This is a genomic window from Polaribacter sp. Q13 (assembly GCF_016858305.2).
GTDB lineage: Bacteria > Bacteroidota > Bacteroidia > Flavobacteriales > Flavobacteriaceae > Polaribacter.
Genome location: NZ_CP074436.1, coordinates 3,292,360 through 3,307,738, shown reverse-complemented (window position 1 = coordinate 3,307,738; position 15,379 = coordinate 3,292,360). Strand labels below are relative to the sequence as shown.

Sequence of the window (15,379 nt, the reverse complement as noted above, 5' to 3'; positions counted from 1 at the left end):
ACTGCCGCAAAAGTCTACTGCATTTGTAAACTCTATGTTAGTTGTAAATTATGCTTGCATCACAAAAACATTAACTAAATGTTAAATAAATAAAAATAGTTAACCTTTTATTAATTTTGATATAACATTCATTTTAATTTTTGATTAGATATTTGACCATTCTTTAGAGATAAAGATTCGCATAAATTTAATTAGTTTTTGTCGACTACAATTTATGAACGACTGCCTTTGGCCAAGGCAGTTTTTTTGTTTTAATAACACTTTATTAACATTAATTTAACATAATTAACGGTTCTTTGCAGTGACAAAAACTAATAATTATGCAATTCTCCATACTACGTAAAGTAGTAACCTTCATTATTGTATGTACCTTTTTAAGTGTACATGCACAAGAAACGAATGCGCCAAAATTTGGAAAAGGACTTTTTAACCTCGTTGGTAAAGACAGTACTTTTACAATGAAGGTTGGATTGAGATTTCAAACCCTTGCGACTTCTCAATGGGATGTAAGTAATGGGCTTTCTAACCCAGAAAGTTCTATGTTAATTAGAAGGTCTCGATTAAAATTTGATGGTTTTGCCTTTTCACCTAAATTAAAATACAAAGTAGAATTAGGTTTATCTAATAGAGATCAATCTGGTGCTTCATATTATACACATGAGTCTCCTAGATATATTTTAGATGCTGTTTTAAAATGGAATTTCTCTGGAAACTTTGTTTTATGGTTTGGACAAACGAAACTACCAGGAAACAGAGAACGTGTAATTTCTTCTGCAAATTTGCAAATGGTAGATCGTTCTTTATTAAATAGTAGATTTACTATTGATAGAGATATCGGAATTCAATTAAGACATCATTTTAATCTAACGGATAAATTTGTAGTAAAAGAAATTTTCTCTATTGCCCAAGGTGAAGGGAGAAATATAACCAGAGGCAACCAGGGCGGTCACCAATACACTACAAGAGTAGAATTATTTCCTTTTGGAGAATTTGCAAGCAAAGGAGATTATAAAGGAAGTGATTTAAAATTTGAACAAAAACCGAAATTATCTCTTGGTGTTGCCTATGATTTTAATAACAATGCTTCTAAAACAAAAAGTAATCAAGGTTCTTATATGTATATAGATGGTACTTTAGAAGGTTCTAGTGCAGAGTTTTATCAAACTAACATATCTACACTTTATTTAGATGCCATGTATAAGCATAATGGATTTTCTTTTATGGCAGAATATGCAAATAGAGATGCAAAAGATCCTTTAGCAAAAAATTCTGATGGTACTTTAACAGGAGATAAAGTACAAGTAGGTAACGGATTAAATTTACAATCTGGTTATATGCTTTCTAAAACGATAGAAGTTTCTGGTCGATACACAAACATTTCTTTAGATAAGGATATAACAGGTAAAGGTGCCGAAAATCAATATACTTTAGGTGTCTCTAAATATATTGCTGAACATAAATTAAAAGTACAAACAGATTTAAGTTACACAGACATTGGTTTTAATACAAACCAACTATTATTTAGACTACAAGTAGATATTCATTTTTAATAAAAAAGATAACATAAACCTAACATAGGCATTCTTTTAAGTCTATAAATTTGCAAAAAAATTAATCAAACAAAATGGGAGATCCATATATTTTAATGTTAGTAGCTCTAGCTGTATTAGCTATAGTAGATTTAGTTATAGGTGTTAGTAATGATGCCGTTAACTTTTTAAATTCAGCCATCGGCTCAAAAGCAATATCTGTAAAAAATATTATGATTATTGCAAGCTTAGGTGTGTTTTTTGGAGCAGTTACCTCTAGCGGAATGATGGAAGTTGCTCGTAAAGGAATTTTTAATCCTAATATGTTTATGTTCCAAGACATTATGTTCATTTTTATGGCAGTAATGATTACAGATATCTTATTACTAGACATCTTTAATACCCTTGGAATGCCTACATCTACTACTGTTTCTATAGTTTTTGAACTTTTGGGAGCTGCTGTTTGTATTTCTTTGATAAAAATATCTGCTAATGACGCACAGTCTTTTAATGATATTTGGAGTTACATTAACCATGAAACAGCCACTACCATTATTTTTGGTATTCTACTCTCGGTAGTAGTTGCTTTTTCTGTAGGGGCTATTGTCCAATTTTTTTCAAGGATGATTTTTTCTTTCAATTTCGAAAAGAGACCTACCTATATTAGCGCTCTTTTTGGAGGATTTGCTATTACAGCAATTACGTACTTTATTATTATAAAAGGGATGAAAGGAACACCTTGGTATAAAGATATAGCACATATAATAGAAGGAAATACATTTCTAATTATCGTTGGAAGTTTTGTTGTTTGGTCTATCATTTCTCAAATTTTAATCCATTTCTTTAAAATTAATATTCTAAAATTAATTATTGGAGTTGGTACTTTTTCTTTAGCCATGGCTTTTTCTGGAAATGATTTGGTAAACTTTGTAGGGGTACCAATTGCTGCCTGGAACTCTTACCAATCTTGGAACCTTTCTGGTGTTGCTCCAGATGCCTTTTCTATGGGTATTTTAGCGAAGAAAGTACCTTCTAATATTTGGTTATTATTATTAGCAGGTGCTATTATGGTAGTTACTTTATGGACTTCTAGTAAAGCACAAAATGTAATAAAAACAGGTATCGATTTATCTAGACAAGGAGAAGGTCATGAAAAATTTCAACCAAACCCTTTATCTAGAGTTGTGGTAAGATTTGCAATGGGTCTTAATTTTGGAATTAGTAAAATTTTTCCTAAAAAAATGTTGTCTTATGTAGATACTAAGTTTCAAAAACCAGTTATAGAATTGCCAAAAGATAAAACCTATGAATTACCTGCTTTCGATTTAGTAAGAGCATCTGTAAACTTAATTGTTGCTGGTATTTTAATATCTGTAGCAACTTCTATGAAATTACCTTTATCTACCACATATGTAACTTTTATGGTAGCAATGGGTACTTCTTTAGCAGATAGAGCTTGGGGACGTGAAAGTGCTGTTTACAGAGTTGCAGGAGTAATAAACGTTGTTGGTGGATGGTTTTTAACCGCAATTACTGCTTTTTTAGCAGCCGCTCTTGTTGCTTATTTAATTAGTTGGGATATGGTTATGATTCCTATTTTATTAGCACTAGTTGCTTTTTTAATTGGAAGAAACACCTTAATTCACAGAAGAAGATCTAAAGAAATAAAAAAACAAGTATATATAGAAAGATCAGAATTAATTACTATTAATGGTGTAATTGAAGAAAGTGCAGACCATATTTCTGAAGTAATACATCGTGTAAATAAATTGTATACCAATGTTGTAAATGATTTAGCCAATCATGATTTAAATAAATTACGTAAAACAGATAAACACGTTGCAAAACTTAATGAAGAAATAGATGGTTTAAAAGATGGTGTTTTCTATTTTATTAAATCTTTAGACGAAACCTCTGTAGAAGCAAGTAGATTTTACATTATGGTTTTAGGGTATTTACAAGACATAGCACAATCTATTAGTTATATTTCTAGAGCTAGTTACAAACACGTAAATAACAATCATAAAAACTTAAAGAAAGGGCAAATAAAAGATTTAAAAACAATTGATGTTGCTTTATCTATTTTGTTAACTAAAGAAGCGGCTATTTTTGAAAACAGAGAATTAGACAATTTAAACAGCCTATTAATAGAAAAGACAGAATTGTTACAAAGTGTAAGATCTTCTATTGAAAAACAAGTTGCTAGAATTAGAACTGATGAAACAAGCCCTAAAAACACCACTTTATACTTTAGCGTACTGTTAGAAACAAAAGATTTAATTAAAGCTTTAATGAGTTTATTAGAAACTTATGAAGAGTTTCACGTAAGTACAAAACAAGTAAAATTATAACAGTTTTCTATACATATAAAAAAGCCATGAAATAAACTTCATGGCTTTTTTTATGTTACAATAAATTTTAACTAGTTACTATCTTTTGTCATAAAGGTTTCTTAATATGAAATAAAAAATCTTATCGTAGCCGTAGTTATAAGGCTCTTTTACATTAAAATATTAAGTAGAAAAGAAATTATTAATAGCGACATAATTCAGTTAAATTAGTATTAAAACCAAAAACCCAAATTAAACAACCAATAATTTTCTTTATTATCTGGAGACCAACTATATTTTATTTCTAAGGGACCTATAAGAGAATTATAACTGTAACCAATAGCATAACCTGTTTTAATATTTTCAAACAGGTCTATGTTCTTAAAAACATTGTCTTCTAATCTTCCGTAATTAGCTATTAGAGACAGATAATGTTTGTCTGCAATAGCATATCTAAAATTAAACTCTGACTTTAAAAAAGTATTATCAGAAAGCTCTGCAAAATCATAGCCATAAAAAGAAACAAACGTGTTAATATAATTTTTGTTATAGCCACCAAGATAAAAATCAAAAACATCAGAATTTACATCATTTAAAGTAAAACCTGCTTCATTTGTCATTTGAAAAGTAAGTTTATCCCAAAAAGTAGTGGCAAAGCCTAAGGTTCCTTTTGTTTGAGCAAAAGGTGAAAAATCATTATTATGATCAGATGAAACCATGTACCACTTAAAGTTTAAATCTCCAAAATATCCTTTTGTAGGAAAATACTTTTTATCATAAGTATCTAACTTTAAATAACCAAAACTATTTAAATAATTACTATTATCAAAAATGGTTACTCCATTGCTAGCAGAAGCAATAGTCTCTGTAGTTGCCTTTACATATTTATGCTCTAGACCTACCCCTAAAGTAAATCTTCTATTAAACGCTGTTTGAAGAAAAAACTGACTAGTAATATCTGTGTATTTTAAATTAATACTACTAATGGAAGGATATTGAGAGATTATTGAATTAAACTTAGAATTTGTTCTAAAATGATTATATCTAGATCTAAAACCATAACTTATATAGAAACCGTTATCTACAAAATAATCTAAGCTATATCTTAAATTGTCTCCTAAAACCATATCTAAAGAAAACAAATCATTATCTAATAATAAGTGTTTTTGATTATAGTTTACTAAAAACCCAGATTTATATAAAAAATCGTAATGAACGCCTAATTTAAGATTTGCATTTTCATTTGTTTCATTTAACTGCAATTTTAAACTATACGTATTGTCTTTCTTTTTAGTTAGGTGATACGCTATTCTTTCGTAATTTTTTGTTGATGATAAAAGGTGAATTCTTTTTGTAATTTCTTTTCTAGACAAACGATCTCCTACCTTTACTTTTACTTTACCCAAAACAAACGCTCTTGTATATAACTTAGAGCCAGATATATCAATATCAGAAATTAAGAACTTCTCTTTATTAAAATGTAACTTTTTACGGGCAGTTTTATGGGTTTGTTTTAATGCTAATTCCTTAAAAACTTTATTAAACTTTTGTCCTTCTTCAATTCCTTTTTGTAAAATTTCTACTTTTTTATCAAAACTAACAACATTATATCCCTTAATTTCTGGATGAATATAAACATCCAATATTTCTTTTTCTTTATCTGTTTTACGATACATCTGGTAACTAACAATCTGGTTCATTAGATCTACAACAGTATTTAGTTTTTCTTTTTGATTTAAACTCCCCTCAACATCTACCCCAATTACAATATCCATTCCTTTAGATTTCATAACACTTATAGGAAAATTATTTGCAATACCTCCATCAACCAACAATTTATTATCTAAAACAACTGGGTTTAACAAAGTAGGAAATGAGCCACTAGCCCTTAAAGCCAAGGGCAAAGAACCTTTTTCTAACAATACAGCGTTTCCGTCTTCTACATCTGTAGCAATACAAAAAAAGGGAATAGGCAATTTTTTAAAATCAGAAATACCTTCTACTGAAGCTAATAATTCCATTAAAAAATTTAAGACATTCTGACCTTTAGAAACTGCTTTAGGAAATCCTACAGCACCTTTATGAACAGGTAAAGTAATAAAGGTCTTTTCGCCAAATTCTTTTTCAAAAAATGGTTCAGAATTTCTAGGCAATTTATCTTGTAACAGAGAAACAAAATCGGTTTTTAAAACAATTTGTTCTATTTGTTCTCCAGAATAACCAATAGCATACAAACCACCAACAATTGCACCCATACTAGTACCACCCACATAATCTATCTGTAAACCTGCTTTGTCTATTTCTTTTAGAACGCCAATATGAGCAAACCCTTTTGCACCACCTCCACTTAAAACCAAACCAACTTTTGGTTGCTTTTCTTGGCTATAAAAAGTAACAGAAAAAACTAAATAAAATACTACTAATAACTTTTTCATTCTTTATTCGGTTGAAAATATTCGTATACCTTTATGGCTCTTGCATTTCCTATAACTTCTTTTAACTCTTCTAAAGAAGCTTCTTTAACGCGCTTTGCCGACTTAAATTTACGTAATAAAGTTGTAATGGTCTGTTCACCTACATCCGGTATTTGTTCCAATTCAGATTTTATAGCACTTTTACTCCGTTTATTTCTGTGAAATGTAATTCCGAATCTATGGGCTTCATTTCTTAAGTACTGTGTTATCTTTAACGTTTCAGATTTTTTATCTAGATATAAAGGTATTGGATCTCCTGGATAATAAATTTCTTCTAAACGTTTTGCAATTCCTATAATGGCTATTTTACCTCTTAAACCTAAATTTTCTAAAGCTTTTAAACCAGATGATAGTTGTCCTTTACCACCATCCACAATAATTAATTGTGGCAAAGGTTGCTCTTCTTCTAACAAACGTTTGTACCTTCTATAAACAACCTCTTCCATAGAAGCAAAATCATCTGGACCTTCCACTGTTTTTATATTGTAATGTCTGTAATCTTTTTTACTTGGTTTTCCATCTTTAAAAACCACACAAGCTGCAACTGGGTTGGTTCCTTGAATATTAGAGTTATCGAAACATTCTATATGACGTGGCTCTACATGCAAACGTAAATCTTTTTTCATTTGCGCCATAATTCTTTTTACATGTCTATCCGGATCCACAATTTGTACCTGCTTAAATTGCTCCATTCTATAATATTTTGCGTTTCTTTCAGAGAGTTCTACAATACGTTTTTTATCACCTAATTTAGGGATAGTTACTTTTATATTTTCTCCCAAATTCACTTTAAATGGCACATAGATTTCTGGTGATTGAGAATCGAAACGTTGTCTAATTTCTACAATAAATAACTCTAATAATTCTTTATCTGTTTCGTCTAACTTTTTCTTAATTTCGGTGGTATGAGATTGAATAATAGATCCGTTAGAAATCTTTAAAAAATTTGCATACCCGTGTGTTTCATCAGAAATAATAGAAAAAACATCTACATTATTTATAGATGGATTTATAATAGTACTTTTAGATTGATAATTGCCCAACAAATTAAGCTTCTCTTTAATTTTCTGTGCTTCTTCAAACTCCATTTTTTCTGCAAAGCCCAACATCATTTCTTGAAACTTATCTAAGCTTTCTTTAAAATTCCCTTTAATAATATTTCTAATTTCTGCAATAGAATTATTGTAATGGCTCTCTGTTTCTAAACCTTCACAAGCACCTTTACAGTTTTTTAGGTGATATTCTAAACAGACTTTATATTTACCTTCATTTACATTCTGCGGACTTAAATCGTATTTACACGTTCTTAACGGATACAATTCTTTAATAAGATCTAATAAAACTCGCACCGTCTTAATAGACGTATAAGGACCAAAATATTCCGACCCATCTTTTATAACTCTACGCGTCATAAAAACTCTTGGAAAACGTTCTTTTTTTATACAAAGCCAAGGGTAAGATTTATCATCCTTCAATAAAACATTGTAACGAGGCTTGTATTTTTTAATTAAATTATTCTCTAATAATAAAGCATCCGTTTCTGTATTAACTACAATATGTTTTATACGAACAATCTTTTTTACTAATACCCGTGTTTTACCATTTTCATGGTTTTTATTGAAATAAGAAGCAACTCTTTTCTTTAGATTTTTGGCTTTACCAACATAGATAATTACATCTTCCTTATCAAAATATTGATAAACTCCGGGTTCATTTGGTAAGGTTTTTACTTGAAGTTCTAAAGGTGTAGACATCGCGCAAAATTACGTATTTTTTTTAAAGATATAGTGATGAGAAATCACTTCTAAAAACAAAATCTAAAAAGGTATTTTATATTTAAAATGATATAATAAGATTGCTCTTTCTATATTTTTCTATACTTTTAAAGCCTAACTAACATTATTTATAAATAACTAATACCTATTACATGACTAAAAAAAATACAATTTCTTTACAAACCGCTAAAAGATGGACTAATAGATGGCGCAAAATGGAAGGTACTTATAATGCCCACCAAGACTGTAGAGCTTTTAACATTCCATTAGAAGATTTAAAAGAAGCTATTGCAGAAGGAGCCGTAACAGTAAGGGCTTATTTAGGCGTTCATAAACAGAAAATAGAAGGAGAAATTGTTTTTGAAGAAAAATTAATTATTGTTGGTGTAGATGCTAACGGAAAAGATATGATTTCTTCTAAAGATGGCAAAAATTTAGATAAAGATAGTGGTGATATTTATGATTTAACATCTCCTTGTCCAGACAAATGCGATAATGAGAGCCCTTTAAACTAAACTGATTATTATGAGTTTAGATGATTTTATTGTAAATGCTGGGTACTTTTTTTTAATAATAAATACCCTAGCATTTATTATAAGTTATAATAAAAAACACAAAGCATTAAAATACTTTATTATGTATTTAATGCTATGCGTTTTTGTTCAAATTTATTCTAGTTTTTTAAGTTCCTTAAGAATAAACAACCTCTTTCTAAGTCATTATTTCTTTATTGGTCAGTTTATTTTTTTAAGTTTCTTCTTTTCTACTTTATATAACTTTAAAAAGTTAATTAGGCTTTTAACCTTCTTAATAGCATTCTCTTTTATTACATATTTATACAACTTTCCAGAAACACTAAAAAAATGGAATGTTTTAGAAATTGCAATTACATCCATACCTTTATTAGTTTATAGTTTTTTCTTTTTTGTAAAAAAAATAGACAACAATATAGATAAAAAATATATTTACTTTAACTCTGGTTTCTTTGTATACACCCTATGCAGCACACTTATTTTTACGTTAGGAAACATAGGGTCTAGAGAATTAAAATTTTATGTCTGGCAGTTTAATGCTTTTTTATACCTTATTTTTCAGATTATGGTTTTTGTGGAATGGTACAAAAACTTTAGAAAACCGATAAAAAAACCAAGTTTTATCCATTTTAAAAAACAAGTATAAACCCCTGTTTTTCCATAAACATCTTAAAAACTTAAGATAAACTACTATTTTTACCGTAAACTTATTTTTCCGTAATTTTGGTTTTACTTTTCAAAACCCCTTTATGGAAGAATTGCTTACTAAAGAAAACCAAGTGATAGTTATCGTTTTAATAGGTGTTTTATTACTTCTTCTAATGGGAGTTGCATTCCTGTTATTTTTCTTCTTCTCTAGAAAAAAAATAGTGGATAAAGAACTAGAGAAAAGAAACCTAGAAGTAAACCATCAAAAAGAAATTATACAGTCTATTATTATAACTCAAGAAGAGGAACGCAAACGCATTGCACAAGATTTACATGATGATATTAGCTCTAAACTAAATGTAATTAACTTAAATGCAAACCTTTTAAAAGATGGAGGTTTAACGCCAGAAGAGTACATAACTGTTAACAACGGTATTTTAGAAGCTACAGATAAAACCTTAGAAAGTGCTCGTAAAATTGCACACAATCTTTTACCACCAATACTAGAAGAATTTGGCTTTAAAGACGCAGTAGAAGAACTAGCAGACTCCTTTAATAACAGTAAAAAAATTAGTATTAAATACAATATAAATTACACCAACAAACTTTTAAACCCACAAAACGAATTACATTTATTTAGAATTACTCAAGAATTAATTAATAACTCTGTAAGACATGGTAAAGCTAATAATAGTACTATAAATATTTCTCAAAAAGACAATCGACTAATTTTTAGCTATACAGATAATGGCATCGGTTTTAATTCTGATGATAAAAATAATAAAAAAGGTCTTGGAATGAAAAATATAGAAAGTAGGGTTTCTTTATTAAACGGAAAATATAATATTGGAAGTGAAGTAGGTAAAGGATTTAACATTTTAATTGTAATACAACCCCCAGAATATGCAAAAAATTAATATTATAATTGCCGATGATGAAGAGCTTTTTAGAAAAGGAATTCGTTTTTTATTAGAAAGAGAACCTAACTTTAATATTTCTTTTGAAGCAGAAAATGGTAAAAAATTAGTAGATTTTATAAGAACTACAGAAGGATTTCCAGATATTATTTTGATGGATTTAAAAATGCCAGAAATGAATGGTGTTGAAGCTACTAAAGTTATTCATAAAACACACCCAGACATAAAAATAATTGCATTAACCAGTTTTGATGGTAAATCTTTTATTACCAACATGATCGATGTTGGCGCCTCTTCTTACCTACTTAAAAATACAAGTCCAAAAATGGTAGTTCATACAATTAATGAGGTGTATGAAAAAGGTTTTTATTATGATGAAAAAGTATTGACTATTATTCATGAAAACATTATTTCATCTAGTGGAAAACGTATAAAAAGCGATTTAGACAAAAAATTACTTTCTAAAAGAGAAATTGATGTTTTAGAGTTGATTTGCGCTCAAAAGACCACTACAGAAATTGCCGAAAAACTTTTTATAAGCCCAAGAACTGTAGAAGGTCATAGAAACAACCTACTTTTAAAGACACAGTCTAAAAATGTTGCAGGTTTGGTTATTTACGGTATTCAAAAAAAGTTAATAGAAATTACACCAGATTTCAACTTATAACAATCTTCATTTTTACTTTAAGGGTATAAATACTTATAAAATAAGTATTTATACCCTTTTTGTTTTTCAGAAAGTTGTTCTCTAAAATCAATGAAATCTTACGAGTAATTTTGAATTGTACAAAGCGTACAAACTAAACTTATTAACTTAAAAATTTATTATTATTATGGAACCTTTTATTGCACAAATTATAATGTTTGGCGGAAACTTTGCACCAAGAGGATGGGCTTTTTGCGACGGACAATTATTACCTATTAGCCAAAACACAGCTTTATTTTCTTTATTAGGAACCACTTATGGTGGAGATGGAAGAACTTCTTTTGCTTTACCAGATTTAAGAGGTAGAGTTCCAATAGGCCCAAGACATGGTCCTGGTTTAAGTCCTGTAAAATTAGGGGAAAGAGGAGGAACAGAAACAAATACTTTAACCATTACTACATTGCCTAACCATAATCATACTGCTTCTGTAACTGGAATGACTGCTGCTTTTTCTAATGGAGTAGGTACTATTCCTGTAAATAGTGAAGAGGGTTTGGCAGATGAAAAAAATCCTGCTGGAGGTGTTTTAAATAATGCAGAAGCTGATATATATACTTCAGAAGCTGCAAATGCTGTTTATGGAGCAAATGTTGCTGTTACTGGAGATGTTGCTATTACAGGTGGAAATATAACAGTAGGAAATACTGGAGGTCAACAACCAGTTAATAATATGCAGCCTTTTCTAGGTATTAATTATATTATTGCTTTAGAAGGTATTTTTCCTTCAAGAAGTTAAATAATAAAAAACACAAATTATCTTAAAAACTCTGATGAAATCATCAGGGTTTTTCTTTGTTCAATACAAATTCATCAAAAAACACGTATAAACACCTATAAATTATTTAATCATTAAAAATATATTTGTACTAACCGCTAAAACCAACTATTATGAAAAAAACGACCTTTTTTAAACAGAAAACTATTTACTTTTTATTTTTCTTACTTACTTATAATTTTACCTTTTCACAAAACCAAAACGGAGCTATAGATGCTAAGGGAGACATTATTATTGTTGCTTTAGATAGTACAAATGATGATGGTTTGGCTTTTGTTTTACTAGATGATGCTCCAGCTGGAACAACCATTACATTTGATGATGATGAGTGGAATACTACTGTTTTTAATACTCCAAATGGTGAAGGACAATTAAGATGGGAAAATAACACCGGTTCTACCATTGCTGCGGGTAAATTTATAAAAATAACGAATGCAGATGGTGATGGTATTTCTGTAAACATAGGAAGTATTGCTGAAGTTGAGAGTGGGTTTTTATTAGGAACCAAGAATGACCAGGTATATGCTTACACAGGTACACTACGTTCTAATCCTGGAACTTTTTTAACTTTTGCAGGAGCTTTAGCTTTAACAACATTTGGTATGCCAACACTTTCTGGAACAGGGTTAACCAATGGTACTAACGCACTTGCTATAGATGATAGTAATTATATAGGTAGGTATACAGGTCCAACTAATTTTGGTGGAGTATCTATTGCTGCAGTTTCTGCAACATTAACCAATCTTTCTAACTGGACTTTTGGACCTTTTACATTTTCAACTCAAGTAATAGGAGATCTTACTGGAAGTGCTTTTGTAAATAATACAGCCCCAGTAATTGGTGCCACATCTGCAGGACAAAATGTAAATGATACTGCTACATTAAATCCTTTTTCTTCAATAACAACATCAGATGCAGATGGAGATAATGTTTCTGCAACTATTACTTTAGACAACAATGCTAAAGGTGTTTTATCTGGTACAGGTTTAACAGGTACAGGACCTTATGCTCTTGCAAGTACTACAACTGCAGACTTACAAGCAAAATTAAGAGCGTTAAGTTTTAACCCTACAGATAATAGAAGTTCAACATCAGAAACTACAACTTTTACAGTTGTTATTAATGATGGCACAGACACAGATACAAACAATGGAACTACTGTTATTTCAAGTGCAGTAGCACCAACAGTAACTAGCGTAAGTGCAACAACTGCAAACGGAACTTATAAAGCAGGCGACAATGTTATTGTAACCGTAACTTTTAATGAAAATGTTACTGTAACTGGTACACCACAAATTACATTAGAAACTGGTACAACAAATAGAACCATAAACTATAATGGTACAGGTAGTGGAACTTCAACTTTACAATTTACATATACTCTACAAGCAGGAGATATAAGTGCAGATTTAGATTATCTAGCAACAAACTCACTTACTGCAGGAACAAGTATTCAAGATGCTGGTGGTAGTAATGCTACATTAACATTACCTACACCAGGAGCAGCAAATTCTTTAGGTGCAAACAAAGCAATTGTTATTGATGGTAATGCACCTTCTACAACAAGCTTCACAAGAAAAACACCAACTACTCAAACTACTAATGCAGATGTCTTAACATTTTTAGTAACTTTTGATTCAGATGTTACAGGAGTTGGAGCAGCGGATTTTGCGGTTTCAGGTCCTTCTGGATCTAGTATTGGTGTAATTCAAGTAACAGCTTCTACTTATGATGTAACTGTATCTGGTGGAAACTTATCAACATTAAATAGTAATGTAGGTTTAAATTTTAGTGGTGGAGTTTCGATTACAGACCTTGCAGGTAATTCTTTACCGAGTACAGAACCAGCTATTGATGAAACATATACTTTAGACAACCTTGCACCACGTATCAGTAGTATCGTTCGTCAAAGTCCAACAACAAGCCCAACAGATGCAGATGCATTGGTATGGGATGTGACTTTTGATGGCGTAGTAAGCAATGTGAGCATAGCAGATTTTACAGCAACAGCAACTACAGCAACTACAACGAGTGTAACAAATCCTAGTGGAAACGTATATAGAGTAACGGTATCTGGCGGAAATTTAGCAGCATTGAATGCTACTGTAACTTTAGGGTTCGCCGGTGGACAGGATATTCAAGATGCTTCAGGTAATGTCTTATCTAATTTAACTCCAACAGGAACGAATAACAATACATTTGTTGTAGACAACACACCTCCAACATATACTTGGACAGGAAGTACCGACAACGATTGGAACACTCCTGGAAACTGGAGCCCTACTACTGTACCTTCTACAAATGCAGATATTACAATTCCAAATGGTTTAACAAATTATCCTACAGCTAATGTTTCTCTGGTATTTAACAGTATGGTTATTAATTCTGGAGCTACTTTTATACCTAATAGTACCGTTTCAGGATCTGTAACTTATAAGAGAAACTTACCGACAACCAATTGGTATTTAGTAGCTTCACCTGTAAATGGAGAAACACAACAAGATGTAATTGCAAATCATACCTTTGCTACAGGTTCTGTTTCTAATATTGGTCTTGGAGGGTATTCGAATACTACTGGACCAGCCTGGAATTATTCTACTGCTGCATCAACTGGTTTTATACCTATTGGTGTTGGTATATCTATGAAATTAGCTGCTCCTGGCGATGTATCTTTTACTGGTGATGTGATTCCAAATAATATTGCATATCCTATTTCACAAGGAACTAGAACTAATTTTAATTTATTAGGTAATCCATATACTGCATATATGAATTCAGCTACATTTGCTACTACAAATACAGCATTACTTACAGAAGAAACAGTTTGGTTATGGAACGGAACTAGTTACGTAACTTATAATGCAGTTAGTCCTATAGAAATTGCACCTGCACAAGGTTTCTTTGTAGAAGCGAGTACTAATAATAATGTTTTATATCAAACAAGTAATAGAAGCCACCAAAATAGTGATACTTTTATGAGACAGACTCCTAAGAGTAATTTTGAATTATCTATAGCAAATAATGATGCTACTGCTTCTACTAAAGTATTTTATATAGAAGGAAAAACTACTGGTTTTGATAATGGGTATGACTCTAAAATGTTTGGAGAAGCAACAACAGAATTTGCTATTTATACAGACTTAGTTACAGAAAGTGTAGGTAATAAATTAGCAATACAAACTTTACCAATTGATAATACTGCTGCAATTTCTGTAGGTTTAATAGCAAATGCTGGTGAAGAAATTACGTTTTCTGCTGAAAGCCTAAACTTACCAGAAGGAACAGAATTATATTTAGAAGATAAAGTTAGTGGTGCGTTTGTTAATTTATCTGAAGGAGATTATAAAACTACTTTAAAAACGGATGCAAATGGTATTGGTCAATTTTACATACAAACAAGTGCTAAAAGTTTAAGTACAGACAATATAAATGCAACGATAGCTAATGTAAATATTTATAAATCTTCTAGTAACCAAGTTACAATTTCAGGTTTAAATTCAGAAGCTACCGTTAGTATATTCTCTTTATTAGGTAAACAAGTACTGAAATCTTCTATTAAAGCTAGTACTGTTAACAAAGTAAGTTTACCAAGTTTAAGTACTGGTGTTTATATTGTTAAAGTAAACTCTGTAAACGGAGAAATTACTAAAAAAATAACTTTAAACTAACACTTACTTTTAAAACAATATATT

At 30.3% G+C, this 15,379-nt stretch carries 10 protein-coding genes; 8 read left to right on the top strand and 2 right to left on the bottom strand.

The window, feature by feature from the left end:
- The first annotated feature begins 320 nt into the window (after positions 1–320).
- Positions 321–1,550, top strand: a complete 1,230-nt coding sequence (locus JOP69_RS13940) for a porin (RefSeq protein WP_203393187.1) — start codon at positions 321–323, stop codon at positions 1,548–1,550.
- 74 nt (positions 1,551–1,624) lie between these two features.
- Positions 1,625–3,880, top strand: coding sequence for an inorganic phosphate transporter (locus JOP69_RS13935; protein WP_203393188.1), 2,256 nt, complete (start codon positions 1,625–1,627; stop codon positions 3,878–3,880).
- 212 nt (positions 3,881–4,092) lie between these two features.
- Here JOP69_RS13935 and JOP69_RS13930 read toward each other — a convergent pair whose 3' ends face one another.
- Both JOP69_RS13930 and uvrC read right to left on the bottom strand, forming a co-directional pair.
- Positions 4,093–6,294 (bottom strand): patatin-like phospholipase family protein, encoded by a 2,202-nt coding sequence (locus JOP69_RS13930; protein WP_203393189.1) that lies wholly within the window; start codon positions 6,292–6,294, stop codon positions 4,093–4,095.
- Positions 6,291–8,087 (bottom strand): excinuclease ABC subunit UvrC, encoded by a 1,797-nt coding sequence (gene uvrC, locus JOP69_RS13925; protein WP_203393190.1) that lies wholly within the window; start codon positions 8,085–8,087, stop codon positions 6,291–6,293. Before uvrC ends, JOP69_RS13930 begins: the two co-directional genes overlap by 4 nt.
- Before the next feature lie 173 nt (positions 8,088–8,260).
- Between uvrC and JOP69_RS13920 the strand changes: the two genes are divergently transcribed.
- From JOP69_RS13920 to JOP69_RS13895, 6 genes are all read left to right on the top strand, one after another.
- Positions 8,261–8,623 (top strand): hypothetical protein, encoded by a 363-nt coding sequence (locus tag JOP69_RS13920; protein WP_203393191.1) that lies wholly within the window; start codon positions 8,261–8,263, stop codon positions 8,621–8,623.
- 10 nt (positions 8,624–8,633) lie between these two features.
- A complete protein-coding gene (locus tag JOP69_RS13915) occupies positions 8,634–9,287 on the top strand; it encodes a hypothetical protein (protein WP_203393192.1) in 654 nt (217 codons plus the stop codon).
- A 103-nt stretch (positions 9,288–9,390) separates the two neighbouring features.
- The gene (locus tag JOP69_RS13910; RefSeq protein WP_203393193.1) at positions 9,391–10,206 is read left to right on the top strand and encodes a sensor histidine kinase; all 816 of its coding nucleotides are present in this window, start codon (positions 9,391–9,393) and stop codon (positions 10,204–10,206) included.
- Positions 10,193–10,873, top strand: coding sequence for a response regulator transcription factor (locus tag JOP69_RS13905; RefSeq protein WP_203393194.1), 681 nt, complete (start codon positions 10,193–10,195; stop codon positions 10,871–10,873). Before JOP69_RS13910 ends, JOP69_RS13905 begins: the two co-directional genes overlap by 14 nt.
- 166 nt (positions 10,874–11,039) lie before the next feature.
- Positions 11,040–11,648, top strand: coding sequence for a phage tail protein (locus tag JOP69_RS13900; protein WP_203393195.1), 609 nt, complete (start codon positions 11,040–11,042; stop codon positions 11,646–11,648).
- A 152-nt stretch (positions 11,649–11,800) separates the two neighbouring features.
- Complete coding sequence (locus tag JOP69_RS13895; protein WP_203393196.1) at positions 11,801–15,355, top strand: T9SS type A sorting domain-containing protein; 3,555 nt, start codon at positions 11,801–11,803, stop codon at positions 15,353–15,355.
- Positions 15,356–15,379 lie beyond the last annotated feature (24 nt).

What these genes read in the sequence shown, in the direction of transcription:
- JOP69_RS13905 (WP_203393194.1), top strand. Translation starts at nt 10,193, where the DNA reads ATGCAAAAAATTAATATTATAATTGCCGATGATGAAGAGCTTTTTAGA.
- JOP69_RS13935 (WP_203393188.1), top strand. Translation starts at nt 1,625, where the DNA reads ATGGGAGATCCATATATTTTAATGTTAGTAGCTCTAGCTGTATTAGCT.
- JOP69_RS13940 (WP_203393187.1), top strand. Translation starts at nt 321, where the DNA reads ATGCAATTCTCCATACTACGTAAAGTAGTAACCTTCATTATTGTATGT.
- JOP69_RS13900 (WP_203393195.1), top strand. Translation starts at nt 11,040, where the DNA reads ATGGAACCTTTTATTGCACAAATTATAATGTTTGGCGGAAACTTTGCA.
- JOP69_RS13910 (WP_203393193.1), top strand. Translation starts at nt 9,391, where the DNA reads ATGGAAGAATTGCTTACTAAAGAAAACCAAGTGATAGTTATCGTTTTA.
- JOP69_RS13915 (WP_203393192.1), top strand. Translation starts at nt 8,634, where the DNA reads ATGAGTTTAGATGATTTTATTGTAAATGCTGGGTACTTTTTTTTAATA.
- JOP69_RS13920 (WP_203393191.1), top strand. Translation starts at nt 8,261, where the DNA reads ATGACTAAAAAAAATACAATTTCTTTACAAACCGCTAAAAGATGGACT.
- JOP69_RS13895 (WP_203393196.1), top strand. Translation starts at nt 11,801, where the DNA reads ATGAAAAAAACGACCTTTTTTAAACAGAAAACTATTTACTTTTTATTT.
- JOP69_RS13930 (WP_203393189.1), bottom strand. Translation starts at nt 6,294, where the DNA reads ATGAAAAAGTTATTAGTAGTATTTTATTTAGTTTTTTCTGTTACTTTT.
- uvrC (WP_203393190.1), bottom strand. Translation starts at nt 8,087, where the DNA reads ATGTCTACACCTTTAGAACTTCAAGTAAAAACCTTACCAAATGAACCC.